The organism is Vitreimonas flagellata, from assembly GCF_004634425.1.
Lineage (GTDB): Bacteria > Pseudomonadota > Alphaproteobacteria > Caulobacterales > Aquidulcibacteraceae > Vitreimonas > Vitreimonas flagellata.
This window is the reverse complement of record NZ_SBJL01000005.1, coordinates 112,921-127,468: the sequence shown is the minus strand read 5'-3', so window position 1 is coordinate 127,468 and position 14,548 is coordinate 112,921. Positions and strand designations below refer to the sequence as shown.

14 protein-coding genes are annotated in these 14,548 nt (G+C 63.2%); 5 read left to right on the top strand and 9 right to left on the bottom strand.

Going from position 1 to position 14,548, the window contains the following annotated elements:
- Positions 1-275: 275 nt before the first annotated feature.
- A complete protein-coding gene (locus EPJ54_RS18580; RefSeq protein ID WP_239591025.1) occupies positions 276-1,031 on the top strand; it encodes a hypothetical protein in 756 nt (251 codons plus the stop codon).
- Here EPJ54_RS18580 and EPJ54_RS18575 read toward each other — a convergent pair.
- From EPJ54_RS18575 to EPJ54_RS18565, 3 genes are all read right to left on the bottom strand, one after another.
- Positions 1,028-2,854, bottom strand: a complete 1,827-nt coding sequence (locus tag EPJ54_RS18575) for a putative bifunctional diguanylate cyclase/phosphodiesterase (RefSeq protein ID WP_135213271.1) — start codon at positions 2,852-2,854, stop codon at positions 1,028-1,030. The two genes, EPJ54_RS18580 and EPJ54_RS18575, sit on opposite strands and share 4 nt — an antisense overlap.
- 148 nt (positions 2,855-3,002) lie before the next feature.
- Positions 3,003-3,362 carry a response regulator gene (locus tag EPJ54_RS18570; RefSeq protein WP_135213270.1) on the bottom strand — a complete coding sequence of 120 codons (360 nt, stop codon included), beginning with the start codon at positions 3,360-3,362 and terminating at the stop codon, positions 3,003-3,005.
- A gap of 13 nt (positions 3,363-3,375) precedes the next feature.
- Entirely contained in the window at positions 3,376-6,087 is a 2,712-nt protein-coding gene (locus EPJ54_RS18565) for a PAS domain-containing hybrid sensor histidine kinase/response regulator (RefSeq protein ID WP_167755841.1), read from the bottom strand.
- Between the two features lie 124 nt (positions 6,088-6,211).
- Here EPJ54_RS18565 and EPJ54_RS18560 point away from each other — a divergent pair, with 124 nt between their 5' ends.
- A complete protein-coding gene (locus EPJ54_RS18560) occupies positions 6,212-6,814 on the top strand; it encodes a TetR/AcrR family transcriptional regulator (protein ID WP_135213268.1) in 603 nt (200 codons plus the stop codon).
- Here EPJ54_RS18560 and EPJ54_RS18555 read toward each other — a convergent pair.
- Positions 6,811-7,071 (bottom strand): hypothetical protein, encoded by a 261-nt coding sequence (locus EPJ54_RS18555; RefSeq protein WP_135213267.1) that lies wholly within the window; start codon positions 7,069-7,071, stop codon positions 6,811-6,813. The genes EPJ54_RS18560 and EPJ54_RS18555 overlap by 4 nt on opposite strands.
- Before the next feature lie 249 nt (positions 7,072-7,320).
- Here EPJ54_RS18555 and EPJ54_RS20290 point away from each other — a divergent pair, with 249 nt between their 5' ends.
- Together EPJ54_RS20290 and EPJ54_RS18550 are read left to right on the top strand one after the other, a co-directional pair.
- Positions 7,321-7,455, top strand: a complete 135-nt coding sequence (locus EPJ54_RS20290; protein ID WP_275574768.1) for a hypothetical protein — start codon at positions 7,321-7,323, stop codon at positions 7,453-7,455.
- A 99-nt stretch (positions 7,456-7,554) separates the two neighbouring features.
- The gene (locus tag EPJ54_RS18550) at positions 7,555-9,222 is read left to right on the top strand and encodes a methyl-accepting chemotaxis protein (protein WP_135213266.1); all 1,668 of its coding nucleotides are present in this window, start codon (positions 7,555-7,557) and stop codon (positions 9,220-9,222) included.
- Here the strand turns inward: EPJ54_RS18550 and EPJ54_RS18545 are convergent.
- From EPJ54_RS18545 to EPJ54_RS18535, 3 genes are read right to left on the bottom strand one after another with little or no spacing between them, the layout of a single operon-like run.
- Complete coding sequence (locus EPJ54_RS18545; protein WP_167755840.1) at positions 9,219-9,968, bottom strand: hypothetical protein; 750 nt, start codon at positions 9,966-9,968, stop codon at positions 9,219-9,221. The two genes, EPJ54_RS18550 and EPJ54_RS18545, sit on opposite strands and share 4 nt — an antisense overlap.
- A gap of 32 nt (positions 9,969-10,000) precedes the next feature.
- On the bottom strand, positions 10,001-10,480 hold the full coding sequence (locus EPJ54_RS18540; RefSeq protein WP_167755839.1) for a DUF3592 domain-containing protein: 480 nt from the start codon (positions 10,478-10,480) through the stop codon (positions 10,001-10,003).
- A complete protein-coding gene (locus tag EPJ54_RS18535) occupies positions 10,480-11,019 on the bottom strand; it encodes a hypothetical protein (RefSeq protein ID WP_135213263.1) in 540 nt (179 codons plus the stop codon). The genes EPJ54_RS18540 and EPJ54_RS18535 overlap by 1 nt, the downstream gene beginning before the upstream one ends.
- Before the next feature lie 209 nt (positions 11,020-11,228).
- Between EPJ54_RS18535 and EPJ54_RS18530 the strand changes: the two genes are divergently transcribed.
- On the top strand, positions 11,229-13,085 hold the full coding sequence (locus EPJ54_RS18530) for a coiled-coil domain-containing protein (RefSeq protein ID WP_135213262.1): 1,857 nt from the start codon (positions 11,229-11,231) through the stop codon (positions 13,083-13,085).
- Here EPJ54_RS18530 and EPJ54_RS18525 read toward each other — a convergent pair whose 3' ends face one another.
- Positions 13,086-13,700: an ABC-type transport auxiliary lipoprotein family protein gene (locus tag EPJ54_RS18525; RefSeq protein WP_135213261.1), complete on the bottom strand. Its 615-nt coding sequence runs from the start codon at positions 13,698-13,700 to the stop codon at positions 13,086-13,088.
- Entirely contained in the window at positions 13,697-14,548 is an 852-nt protein-coding gene (locus EPJ54_RS18520; RefSeq protein ID WP_167755838.1) for an MlaD family protein, read from the bottom strand. Before EPJ54_RS18520 ends, EPJ54_RS18525 begins: the two co-directional genes overlap by 4 nt.

Below are 14,548 nucleotides of genomic sequence, written 5' to 3'. Positions count from 1 at the left end.
TGGAGTTTTGCCAGAGCTTCCCCAATATACTATTACCCTTGGCCGACTTTTTTATTTACACGATACTAATATCTAAGCAATTCAGCACCCTGTGGTTGTGTAAAAAGGTCACGTTAACCTTGTATTTTAACGAAGGTAAATGCTGATTAGGTATTGCCATTAAATTATTTACGCTTTATTAGGGAACCAAGGCATCGCGGCTGCAACGTTCAGGGGACAACCAGGTACTCGCCGCTGCGATCTAAGTATTGAGCCGGACCAGAAGGGACACCCCGATGACGCGGTACGTCGTCAAGACGCGCGCCGACAGCGCTGCGCTCAAGCGCGCCGCCGTGGCCATTGAGCAATCGGCTTGGAATGCGCTCGGTTATCTCAATTTCACGCGCGCCCATTTCGAACATTATGACGAGCTCCTGGAGCGCTACGCCGACTTCCAGATTTGCTTGGTCGATGAAGCAACCGGTTACCCGGTGGCGATCGGCTGCTGCGTGCCCTTCTATTGCCCGGACCCGGAAAAGCTGCCGGCTGAAGGCTGGGATTGGATCGTGGACTCCGCCGGCCGCGCGGAAAACCCGCCGAACATGCTGGGCGGCCTCGGCATCTCCGTGCCGCAAGTCCATCGCTCCAAAGGTCTCGCGCGCCTTGTCATAAAGGCGATGCGTGACAAGGCCGAAGCCGCGGGCTTCCAAGGCGTGGTCATTCCCGTGCGCCCAACCTCGAAAGCCAAGCACCCCGACGTGCCGATGGCCGAATACCTGCGTTGGACGGACGACAAGGGCCGCACCTACGATCCTTGGCTACGCAGCCACCTCGCCGCCGGCGGCCGCATCGTTGGCCAAGCGACGCGCTCGATGGTTGTCGAAGAGCCGGTGTCGTTCTGGGAGACCTGGACGGGCCGTACGTTCGAGCAATCGGGCGAATACGCGATCGATGGCGCGCTGACGAAAGTCTGTGTGGATCTCGAACGCGGCATCGGCCTCTACGAAGAGCCGAACGTCTGGTTCCAGTACAAGATCGCGGAAAACGCCTAAACGGCTTTGCGCAATTTCTGCGCGTCGTACACCGGCTCGGCGATCGCCGCGCCGTAGAGATAGCCTTGGGCCAACTCGCAGCCCATCGCTTGAAGGACAGCGGCGGTCTCGGCGTCCTCAACGCCTTCCGCCGTGACCTTGAGCCCGAGCGCCTTGCCGAGGCCGACAAGCGCGCCGACGATGGTTTGGTTTTCGCGGTCGGTTGTGATGCGCGCCACGAAAGAGCGGTCGATCTTCAATTTGTCGATCGGCAATTCGCGCAACAAGAAAAGCGACGAATAGCCGGTGCCGAAATCGTCGAGCGCGATTTGCACGCCCTGGTTCTTCAACGACAGCAGGGACGATTTCGCGCGCGCAACGTCGCCGATCATCGCGCTTTCCGTCACTTCGATTTCAAGGCGACGCGCCGGGAAGCCGGTTTCGCGCAGCGTACGCAACACCTTCTCCGGGAACCATTGGTCGCGCACTTGGCTCGGCGAAATATTCACGGCGAGAATGAACTCACCCGGCGCTTCGAGCGCCTTGCGGCACGCTTGCGCCAGCAACGCCCAGAACATGGCGTCGACCAGGCCCGCCTCTTCAGCGACAGGAATAAAATCCACCGGCGAGATCATGCCGCGCTCAAGGTGCGGCCAGCGCGCCAACACTTCAAAGCCCGCAAGCTCGCCCGTATCAACACGCACCACAGGCTGGAAGTACGGCACGATATCGCCGCCAGGAATGGCCGTGCGTAGTTCGGTTTCGAGCGCGGCCTTCGACTTCAGCTCCTCGTCGATCGATGAATCGAAGAATTGATAAGCGCCGCGATCTTCTTTCGCGCGCAGCATCGCGGCATCTCCGCGCTGCAACAGCTCGGCCGCATCGCGACCATCTTCAGGGCAGAGCGCAACACCAATCGAGGCGCCGACCGTCAGCTTCAAGCCATTGACGAGGATCGGCGCAGAAAGTTCGTGCAGAATCCGACGCGCCGCAGCAGCCACACCTTCACGGCCGCCCGGCCCTTCGAGCAGAACAGCAAATTCGTCACCACCCAAGCGCGCCGCAAAACTATCGTCGCGGATGCAGCTGTTGAGGCGGGTCGCAATCACTTGCAGCAATTGGTCGCCGATAGCGTGACCATGCACGTCATTGATCGGCTTGAAGCGATCGAGATCGATGAACATCAACGCGAACGCGGTGTCCTCTTCGCCGACGAGGGCCAAGCGACGCTCTAATTCTTCCAAGAAGTGGCGGCGATTGGCCAAACCCGTCAGCGGATCGTGACGCGCCAGCGTTTGCGCCAACGCCTCCGCGGCTTGACGCTCATTGATTTCGGCCGACAGCGTTTCGTTGGCCGCAACCAGATCCTGCGTGCGCTCAAGCACCGCGCGCTCAAGATCATTGCGGATCGCATCAAGCTCAAGCACCGCTTGGCGGCGATCCAATTGCGCTTTCACGCGCGCGCTCAACACCCGCAGATCGATGGGCTTCGAAATATAATCGTTGGCGCCGCCTTCGAGCGCTTTGGAGACGATGTCGCCGTCATCAAGCGCGGTCACAACAATAACTGGAACGTGCTCGGCGTCGAAGCGCGCGCGAATGCCCATCAGCGCGTCGTAGCCCGAGCGCTCCGGCATCATCCAATCAAGCAGTACGAGTTCGATATTGTCTTCCGCGATCGCATCTTCGATGCCGACAGCGGTTTCACGCAGTACGACTTCGTAGCCGCGTCGCTCCAGGCGTCGGCCCAGCATGTCGCGATTCTGCGCCTGGTCATCGACCAGCAGAATGCGTCCAAGGCGCGCCGCTGGGGACGCGCTGTCATCGCTTTGCGCCGGAGACATTCTCTCCCCTGGCCCCACTAAACACCAATACCAGCGTTCGGTTGTAATTGATCGAGGTTGAAGCGACGCTAACGACGCGCGTCATTGATGGAAAAATTTGCAAAACGCTTCGCTAACCTTGACGCGCGCTAACCATGCGCGCGGTTGCTTACGCTGCGTATTTCTCAATCAGCGCGACGAGGCCCGCGAAGTCGACAGGCTTGGTCGCAAAATCATCGCAACCCGCTTCCATGCACTCGCGACGCGCGCTTTCCATCGCATGCGCGGTGAGCGCCACAATCTTCACACTCGACACTGTCGGCGTTTGGCGCAGCACTTTGGTTGCTTCGATGCCCGACATCACCGGCATCGAGATATCCATCAGGATCAGATCCGGCGCGCATTTTTGCGCCATTTCCACGGCTTCAGCGCCGTTCTCCGCACAATGCACTTCGTAGCCGCGGCGCTCCAAGCGGCGCGTCAGCATTTCGCGATTATCGGGATGGTCTTCGGCAATGAGAATACGCATGGGGAGAGGCCTTTCACGCACTTCTTGCTATGGACGAAGGAACCGACGCTGGCGCCGGAGTGGAATTAGATTCAACGCGCGCAAAGCGCAATGCCGCCGCCGCGAGAACATCGCGATCAGCAGGCTTAACGAGAAGTTCACAAGCGCCCGAGTTCAGCGCACGCTGACGTTCGTCGTCGATCGAATGAATGATAACGGGAATTTGCGCCGTGCCGCTCATGCTCAACATCGAGAGCACGTCCCAACCCGTCATGTCCGGCAGATTGATATCGAGCAAGATCAAGCTCGGCTGCAACTCGCGCGCCATTGCCAAACCTTGCGCGCCAGTCGCGGCGCTTTTCACATCAAAGCCCAAACGTGTCAGCGAGCGGCTGGTAAGATCGCGTGCACTCTCTTCATCATCAACCAAAAGAACAACGCGTTGCTTGCCCTGCCCTACGGCAGCGCTCGCATCAACGCGCTCCTGCGTCGGCGCATCAGAGAGTTGTGCTGGGAAGCGCAGCGTGAAGGTCGAGCCCTCGCCGGGCGCGCTCAGCACAGTGACGTCGCCGCCAAGCATTTGCATTGTCCGGCGCGTAATCGCGAGCCCGAGGCCGGTGCCGCCATATTTGCGCTCGGTCGAAGCGTCTGCCTGCATGAAAGCATTGAACAGACGGTGCAGCTGATCTTCGCTCATTCCAATGCCGGTGTCGGACACCGAAATCTCGATCAAGTCCTGATCGCCGCCCATGTGCCGCGCGGCGCGCACAACGATGTCGCCATTCTGCGTGAACTTCGCCGCGTTCGCGAGTAGGTTGAGCAAGCACTGGTTCAGCTTGAACGAATCCGTCGACGCCTCGCCGATGTCGGCCACTTCAAGCGTGAGTGTGTTGCCATTCTTCTCCGCCACAGGGCGCACCGTAGCGACCGCCTCGCGCAAGAATTGCGGCACGTCGAATTCCGCGACCGACAATTCCATCCGGCCAGCTTCAATCTTCGACAGATCAAGAATGCCGTTGATCAGATGCAGCAATTGGCGCGCCGAACTCAGCACGCGCTGAATGTCGGCGATGTCGTTATCACGACCATCCGCTTCAGCTTCTTCCTGCAGCATTTCGCTGTAGCCGATGATGGCGTTGAGCGGCGTGCGCAGCTCGTGGCTCATATTGGCCAGGAATTGCGATTTAGCGACGTTGGCGGTGTCGGCCGACTCGCGCGCAGCGCGCAGCGAATTGATCGTCTCGGCGAGCGCGGCGTCGCGCACATCCATCTCTTCGAGCAGACCTTCCAGGCGCTCATACATTTCTTCCAGATTGATGGCCGATTCATCGATCTCGTCCGCGAAGGCGGCGCCGACAGGCGCGAACTCCGCAAACAGCGCGCGATTGGCCTTCAGCGTTGTCTCCGCGCGGTGCATCGCCTCGATGAACGCCGCCTCCTGACGCTTGCGCGCAGTGATGTCCTTGGCGAACACGATAATCTTGCGCACGCCGCCCGTGCGCCCGAGCACACGCCGCGACCAGAGTTCGACCCACTTCACAGTGCCGTCCGGGTGCATGACCCGATGTTCGAGCGAGCTATCCGCGCCCTCCAAGACTTCGGCAAAATAAGTCTGCAGCAGCCGGCGATCATCGACGTGAATGATCGGCGTGCTCGTATCCATGAATTCCTGGAACGTGATCGTGCGGCCATAGAGCGGCAGCGGGTCGCCGTGCCAATTCACGCGCGAGGTTTTGAAATCGACCTCCCAAACAATCGTACGCGCAACGTCCAGCGCCATGCGCAGACGCTCTTCGTTCTCCTCGACGGCCGCACGCGTCTCGACGAACGAGGTGATGTCGCGCCCATGCGCAATCACGCCTAGAATTTCGCCGCTGGGACCACGCCACGGCCGCGCACCCCACTCGAACCATTGCGTGCCGGCGCTCGTCTTGGTCTCATCCTCCTCGTGATATACAACCTCTCCGGCGAGCGCGCGCTTGAATGCGTCGCGCCATTGATCGGGCGACCACGGAATAAGTTTGTCGAGCTTCTCGCCAATCCCATCGCCCTTGACGCTCAGCGCCATGCGCATCGGCTCGCTCATCGCCAACACTTTGCCGTCGCGATCCATCAAGGCCGCCGCGACCGAGCCTTGCTCGATCATCAGCTTGCCCATCGTCGCGCTCAAATCTTGTTTGAGCGCCGCATCGCGAAGCGCGGCTTCAGCGTCCGCCGCGCTCATGCGCGCGAGCGTGACGTAGGCCATCAGCGCGCCGCCGCCGACAGCGGCGATCAGCGCTAAATCCCAATCCGGTTGGCCAGACATCGCCGCAATCATCAAAGGCGCGGCCAGAAGCGAAAGCGCCGGCGGTGCGGCGCCCGCCATCGCAATCGGCAACGCGCCCGAGGCGCCGCGACTGAAATGGCGCACGACACCCGCCACCCACAACACCATTGCAGCAGCGGCGGCCGCCGCCTCGCCATGCAGCCAAAGTGCGACAGGCAACACCGCGTAGAACGCCGAGTTCGTGAACGCCCACGCGCACAGCCCCCAAAACACGCCGCCCTTGATCTCAGCATCGGCAATGTCGAGGCGGCGATAGAGTTCTGTATCGAAGACGAGCAGCAGCGCCATCACCGCCGCCCAGCCTACGGGCATGCTTCCGCCCATAATGGCCGCAGCCAAGCCCCCGGTGAGCATCACCAGCGCCACGGAGGCCGGCATCTCGCGCCGACGTGTCTCCGCCGCGTTCGCGATCGCCATAGGCGTCGTTGTTATCATTGCGGAAGCGCTCCCCCCGAACGTATCGGGGTAACGCTGCCAGCAGGCTGTGAATTAACCCTAAACCAGAAGCCACGATCGACTCGCTTTATGCTGGTGGCGAGCCATGCCCCGCCTCGCCGACCCAGCTTTGCCCGAACGCCGCCGCAGCCAAATCCTGGAAGCGGCGCGCACTTGTTTTCGCGAGCGTGGCTTCCGCCAGACCACAATCGAGGAAATCTGCGCCGAAGCCCGGATCAGCCCAGGCGCGCTCTATCGCTACTTCCATTCCAAGGCCGACATCGTCGCCGCCATCGCCCTCGACGCCCGCGCCGAGGCGGAAGCGGCGCTCGACCAGCTCCCGGACGCCGAAGCCCTGGTCGAAGGATTGGCGGAGGTGGCGCGGGCGTTCTTGGAAGCCTTCGATAAGGACGGCGACGCCGCCCTGCTCTCAGACATTTGGGCGGAAGCGGCCAGAGATTCCCTATTGGCCAAAGCCTTAGCCGAACGCGACCGGATCGCCCGCGGCCGACTGGCCAGCGCCATCGACAAGGCCCGGCGCGGCGGCGGCATTTATCCGGCGATGGACTCCGAGGAGGCCGCGGAGACGCTTTTGACGGCCTTAGAAGGGTTTGCTCTACGCCGCGCTCTCTGGCGGGCTGGGCCAATCTCAACGAGCCTCCGCAAATTCCGGACGCTGGCGCTGCACGTGCTCAAGCCCAAACGCTAGGCGCGGTGAGCCACAATAATGGCCACGTTGGCCAGGAAGCAGACGACCGAGAGCGCAAAAAGCCAGGGAAAGCCGTGATTGTGCGGCTGGCGGCGCGCAACGACTTCCAACACCGCGCCTAGCACCACGAGTCCGGCCGAAACGGCCATGATCCAGAGCTCATGCTGATGCAGAAGATGATGGAAAGGCTCGAAAAAATCGCTCAGCAGCGCGATCCCGGAGGTCGCGCCCGACAACGCCGCCGCAAGCATCGCCATAGCCGGCAAGCCGCAGCATAAAGCGTGCAAAGCCACCACTGCCGCGTGAGCCAGATGCGCCTTTTGCCCGGCGCGGGCAGTGTTATGTTGTAACATTGCCCGTTACTTAGCCGCTCAGGCGTGCGCGTCAAGCACGGTCGGCAAGAAAATAGCCGCCAATTCGTTATTCGGCCGATATTACCGCTTTCATCGCTTGTGCCGCCGGAGCGAACAACGCATATGCGGAACATCGCATTGAGGTAGAGGGCGATGCTCGCTTTTCTCGTCGCAGTCCGGGACGCACTTTTGGCCATCGCGCTCGCGTGGGTGGGCATCACGCTTGAAGAGCGTGCGGCCGAGCACGGTACGGCTGAACCAGCCGCTGAAGCATCGCGCGATCGCTGAAACCTTGGTCATTCGCGCCCCAAAGCAGTGCGGCGCCCTTGAAATCGTCTAACTTATCTCGTTTCCGTTGAGCGTTAGCAGACGCTTGAGGAAATCCGCATGAGCACGCTCGACCGCAAGAGCGATCCCGGCGCCGGCATGAGCGTGTTCGCGTTCGTTGTCGCGGGCCTTTGGATCGTCGGCGCGGGCGTCGCCGCTTTCGCGCTGATGGGCGCTGATCGCGTGCAATCGCTCACTTTGGTTGAAGGCGCCGCCATCGGCGCGGCGGTGCTCTTCCCCGCTCTCATGGCGATCTTCGCCGGCGTCGCCGCGCGCGACAGCGCCCGCGCCCGCGCCGAAGCGCAACGCCTGGCCGACGCCGCCGATCGCCTGCTCAATCCAGAGCGCTCCGCGGAAGACGCCGCACGTCAACTCGCGATGACGGTGCGCGGCGAAATCTCGACGCTCGACCAAGCGCTCGAAAAGACTCTCGCGCGCCTGCAAGACGTCGAAGGCCAAATCGCGCGCCAGGCGCAGGCCGTCGACAACATGGCCGACCAAGCTCGCGCCGGCGCCGGCCAAATGATTTCCGGCATGGAGCGCGAGCGCGAAGAGCTGCTGCGTATCTCAAAAGAGCTGACCAACCACGCGCAGACCATTGGCGACTCGATCTCGCGCCATACGCACTCGATCAGCGAAGCCGCGCGCGTCGCCGAAGCTGAAGTCCGCGCCGCCGACCAGGCGCTCGACCATCGCCTCACCTCGTTCGGCGCCGCAGCCGCCCTCATCAGCGACCGCACGCACGGCCTTTCCAGCGCAGCACAAGCCAGCGCCGACTCCGCGCTTCGTCTCGAACAAGCGCTCTCGAATGCGCTCGACATCTTGGCGAAGGCGACAAACCTCACTGACGCCGCGCGCCAATCCGCCGAAGCCGCCACGCTCGCCGCCAACTCCACTGCCGGCGCCGTGCGCGACACCACGCATCGCGCCATCGACGACGCCAAGCGCGCCGCCGATCTCATCCGAAACGAAGCCGTCAACGTGGAGCGCGAAGCCGCTGTCGCGTTGGAGCGGCTGCGTGATGCGGCGGATGCTGCACGAAGCGCCGCCATCGGCGCGCGTGAAGCGGTTGAAGATGAGGCGCCGCAGCCAGCGCGCCCGCGCGTGCGTCGCCGTACGCCCGAGGCGCAAGATTCCGCTTACGACAATTCCTGGCGGGACGAGCCCGATCCGCTCGATGCGCCGCCGCCGCGCGCGCGCCGCGACGACGCGCTGTTCGGCGAACGCCAGGAGCGCCCTATCGAACGCCCGCGCCAAGATTCCACCCCCGCCGATTGGACCTGGCGCGACCTGCTCTCGAACGTCGAAGAAGGCGCCACGCCACAATCGCCGGCCGTGCGCGGCGCGCCCGCCGAAGATCCGGTCGCGCACCTGCGTCGGCGCATAACCCAGCCGCGCACAGCGTCCCCCGCTTTGCCAATCATCGAGACCATCGAACAATCGGGCCTGCGCATGGACGATGTATTCTCGCCGTCCGCGCTCGAACGCATCGCACAACGCTCGCGCGGCGGCACACAAGCGCGTCGTCGCGCTGTCCGCGACGCAGCGCCCGACGCCACGCATCGTCTCGCCGATTTCCTGACGCGCGACGCGCATGCCAACCAGGAAGCCATGCTCTTCCTGCGCAACGAAGGCATGCGCATCGCCGAACTCATCGGCCGCGGCCGCGCCGCCATGAACGCCGAAGCCACACGCGCGTTTTTGCTGATTGATGCGGCTGCGGGCTAATCCCCGCGATAAATCCGGTTGAGCGCCGCTTCGCGCTCGGTGATGGCCGCTTCGTTTTGCTCTGCCTCGACCTCGGTGTGCGGTTCGGGCAGAGCGGCGCGCGCCCAATAGAGCGCGCGTTCGTAGATGCGGGCGTTTGCTGGCGCTTGAGCCAAGGCAGCTTCGTAAATCTGCATCAACGCGCTTGCGCCGTAGATGTCCGCATCGATCGCGCGCACGAGCGCCTCGGCGTTTTCGATATCCAACTCCGCAATGAGGCGTTGCGCTTTGGACGTGACGCTAGCTAGACGACGTTCGAGCGAAGCGCTTGGACTCTCCACCTCCGGCTTCGGCGTCAGCTCCGGCGTGCCTGCGCCTGCGACGAGCGGCAGATAGAGCGAGGGCCGCGCGCCGATATCGAGCGACAGCATCGCCATTTCCAGAAACGGGCCGTAATCGGGCCAAAGCACGCGCGGCGCACGCGCCACGCCATAAATCACCGCACCGTCATGCTCGAAGAGATAATGCGTCTCGCGTATGTCGCCCGCGACGTCCGCCGCGAGCCCTGGCCAAACATGCTCTTCGCCGATCGCCGCCACTTCGCGCACTGCGCCATCGCATAAGCGCGCCATCAGCGCACTCAGATCCGGCGCACCATCTGGATCGATCTTCCAAAGCCGCAAACTCGCAGGCGCGATCGCTGTGAGCGCTGCTATGCAATCGCTTGGCGCTTCGTCGTCCTCAAACAATCCGGGCGGCGCTTCCATCGTGACGGCGCCGAAGCGTCTGCGCGGGTACATCATCGGATGAACCGGAAGGCGAGATAGGCGACGCCAAGCGCAAGCAAGCCAACAATCGTAAACACGATCGGGCCTATGCCCTTCTCTAGAATGAGAAACGCATTCTCCAGATGCGCGTCATCAACCCATGCCTGCACGCGCGCGCCCAGCGGATAGTCCGCCAATGCCGCCGCCGCATCTTCGTGCGAGCCATAAGTGGTTTCGATGATGTTGGGGCGCATCATTGCGCTTTCGTATGCGCGACCTTCGACGACGTATCGAAACCGCACTTCCGGCGTGTAAGTCGTGGTGGACGTATTGCGCGACAAGCTTGGATCAGTGTCGCTCGACAAACTGCGCGTCACTTCGGAATGGATAATCTCCACCTCGATCGGCCGCGCGTACTCGGCGATGCGATGCTGCAGCACGTATTGCGCGACACCGACATAAAGCATCATCGCGCCAAGACCCGCGAACATCAGCACGAACACCCAGCGCATCACGGCCCCTCCGCGCCGCCATACGAGCCGGCGATGGCGTTCACCATCGCGCGCGCCCGCTTCTCGCCGCCGTGCTTATCCCAAATCCACACCGCCACACGCACACCCCGCGCGTGCTCCACGGCGAGAAAGCGGCCGGGCCAATCGTACACATCCCAACATCCGACCACGTGAACACTGAGCTCGCCGAACAGCTCAGCGCCATCCGCACCGGCGCGCCGCTCGACCGGCAGACGCACCGCATTGTCGCCCCAGCCCTTTTCGTCGCCATGCGCCCAGCGCGTTGTTAACCCGCCGCGCGCGGCGTTCACGAAATCATCGATGTCCGCATGCGCGTCGCGACGCGCAACCGCGATAATGCCGTTGCACTCCATCGTCCCCGACATCATCGAGCGCAAATGGCGATAGAGCACGAGCACGCCCGCGTCGCGCCAGTTCTCGTCCCTATAAGGATGAAGCTTGTAGCCACGCGGGGGCCGCACCGCGCCGCCGCCGGGAAGCGCCAGCGCTTCACGCGGCAAGAAGGGAAAAGACATCATCGAAAAAAGGCGCTTGTTCAAACGCGCTTCTCATCGCCGGTTAACAACAGCAACGTCAACCTTAACCACACTCCCAAAACGCTACGCGGCGCGGATTTTGCGCCGATCTGGCGCACGCGCGCCCGGCGAAACTCACTCGCTCATGTGGCATGCGCGTTGCACTGCGCACTCGTTAACGCCTGCAAACCTTTATGGGCGAGGAGTTTACCATGCGGTACGACCTTGAGGACGAGCGCGATCCGTTCGAAGGCTTCGGCGATATCGAAGCCGCGAATGAAGATACCGCGTTCCGCGATTTCGAACCCTTTGCCGACGAGCCGGCGACGGTCGAACCGCGCGAGCCAATCAAAGTGAAGACGGGCTTCTCGTGGGCCGGTTTCCTCGGCGGCCTCGCGGCTCTGCTCTGGATCGGCGCCGCGATCGGCGGCCCGCTCTCCTATTATGGCGTCGACGCCGTAATGACGATGGACCCGGCGATGCAAGCCGGCCTCATCGCACTCGCATTCGGCCCGGCTCTACTCTTCTGGGTCGCCGCCTCCGCCGCGGGCGAAGCGCTGAAGGCGCGCAAGCTCGCTGTGGAACTCACACGCATCGCCCAAGACGCGCGCACGCCGTCGGCCGCCGCCGAAGAAGGCGCGCAACGCCTCACCAATATCGTCAAGCACGAGATCGAAAACCTGAACGACGCCGTCGCCTCGGCGCTCGATCGCTTGGCCGAGCTTGAGCGCAGCACCCAACGCAACGCCGCCCTCTTCAACGAAGCCGTCACCTCGTCGCGCGAGAACGTCGAGACGATGGCCTATGTACTGCAACAAGAGCGCGACGCCATCGTCGAACTCAACGGCGATCTCAAGGGCCAGACCGAAAACATGGCCAATTCGATTGGCCGTCAGATCCGCCTGATGCGCGAAGCATCGAAGCTGGTGAAGACCGAAATCGTCTCAGCCGAAGATGCACTGCAATCGTACCTCAACTCTTTCAGCGCCTCGGCCTCAACGCTCGGTGACCGCACGGCGCAAATGCATCGCGCCGCTGACAACGCAGCCGCCGCCAGCAATTCGCTCAACGGCTCGATGAGCCAAATGCTCGAAGGCTTGGCCGAAGCCACGCGCCTGACCGAAACCGCCAAGCGCGCCAGCGCCGAAGCCGTGCTCGCCGCCAATGAGACGGCGACCGCGGTGCGTGAAACGACGCGCAGCGCCGTGTTCGAAGCCAAGCGCGCAGCCCAACTCATCCGCGCCGAAAATCAGGCGATGCAAGACGCCGCCGCCGAAACTCTGGCCAAGCTTGCAGAGGCCGCTGAGTCCGCACGCGCCGCTTCGAACGAAAGCCAAGCCGCGGCTGAACGCTACACGGCGAAGATCGAACAGCGCCTCATGTCGCTGGCCGCCACCGCTGGCGCCAAGCGCGCGCCTGCTACGCCTGCGCCAGCCCCGCGCGTTGAGCGCAGCATCGAGCGCGAGATCGAACGTCCGGTTGAACGCTCGCTCGCACGCACCTTGGACCGCGTCGCCGCGGAAGAGCCGGAATTCTCTACGCTGCACGCCGCCGCGAGCGCCGCTGTCACGCGTTCGTCGCGCCCACGCGTCGAGCCGCGCGATGAACAGCCCACGCAGCCGCGCCGCGTGTTCAAAGGCTTCGGCGGTTGGGGCAATTTCATGCCGCCGCGCGAAGACGCGCCGAAGGCCGCCAACGAAGGGCGCGATGCGTTCGACCTCGCGGATTTCGGCACACTGGCCAACAATCCGGACGCGTCGCTGAAGCACAGCGCGCTTGATCTGGTGGCTGAAGCCGGCGTCGATCTCGACAACGTGCTCGACCCGCGCGACCTCGACATGATCGCGCAACGCTCACGCGATGGCGCTTCGGCCCGTCGCCGCGCGGTCGAGAATGTGGCTCCGGTTGCGGTCAGCCGTATCGCGCGTCAGCTCCAACGCGATCTCGACGCCCGTGCAATGGCCGCGGAATTCCGCGCCCGCCCGGACCTCGCCAAGAGCGACAACAAAGGCGAAGGCTCGGACCTCGTCCGCGCTTACCTGCTGATCGACGCCGCACTCGCCTCGTAATCAGTTCGCCGCTGGCTGCTGCGTCGCCTGATCGGCTGACGCAGCTTCCGCCGCGAACACGCCAATGCGCGCGGCGCCTTCGCGGGCGGCGCGCGCAAGCGCTTGAGTGGCGATGCTGGAGGAGCGATCCGACACTGGCGCTTCCGCTTCGATCACGCGTTGCGCGATGATGCGCCGGCCCGGCGAGGCGACAATGCGCACATCCGCCACGAAGCGCGCCTGCATACTATCTTCGCGCACTTCGAAATCGAGCACGTCCCAGCGCACTTCGTAGTGCGCCCGGCCCTCACCCGCGCGCGTCGCCGCGCTGAAAGCGCCCTGACGCGCCAGGGTATGGATCAGCATGTTCTGCAGCGCGAATTCCGAACGCGCCGACCATTGCGTTTGCGCGACATAGGCCAATTCGTCGCCGGTGCGCCAGATAACGTCCGTACCCATGATGGTGCGCTCGCCCGTCGGCTGCGCCACGGCGATCGTCGCGTCGATACGCTGCGAGAGCGGCGCGACATCAGCGGCCTCCAGCACGAACACGCGCGGCGGCGGCGGCGGCTCAGGCAGCAGCGAAATGCACCCACCCAGCACCAGCGGCAAAAGAAAGATCGACGCGCGCATCATGGACGCAGCTCCACGCTTGGCCGCGGCGATTGCGGCGTAAGGACTGAAGGGTTCTCTTCAAGATTGTTGGCGACGCGCGAGATGCCGGCCGCGGCGCGGCGAATTTCTTCAGCCGCATTGGTGAGTTCCGGCAATGTCTCGCCCGACGCGGTCTGCGCCGCTTCATTCACCGACGTCATGACCTGATCAAGCTCGGCCATATCGCTGCGCAATTGGCGCGACAGCGCCGCGATTTCACGCGCGGCTTCGCCAGATTGCGTCACGACCGAATTGCGATCGGCCAATTGCTCGGACACGGTTTCGAGATTCCGCACAATGCGTGTCACGCGCGCGATGTTCTCATCCGTCAGCAGATCGCGCACGGCCGCCATCGCTTCGCTGGCGCGGAGCGCAATGTCCTCCGATCGCGCGACCAGAATATCAATCTGGCTGCCGCGCCCCTGGATGCGCGGCGGCGGCGCGCCGAAACCTTGTGGGCGTAGCAATTCCGCATCCGCGCTACCGGCCGAGAGTTGGATCAAAGTCACGCCCGTCAAACCAATCGGCTCAAGTTGAGCGGAGGTATCCGTCTTCACTGGCACGTCGGTGGAGACACGCACGCGCGCGATCACGCGGTTCGTGTTATCCGGGTCGATGCGCAGCGAATCCACTTCGCCGACCTTGATGCCGTTGAAGCGCACTTCGCCGCCTTCGGTGAGGCCGCGCACCGGATCATCGAACACGACGTCGAACTCGTTGTAGCCGCGCCTAAACTCGCTCGATGAGATCCACATCGCGAAGAACATGATCAGCAATGCGCCAACAATGGTCGCGGCCCCGATCAGGATGTAATTGGCCTTCGTTTCCAT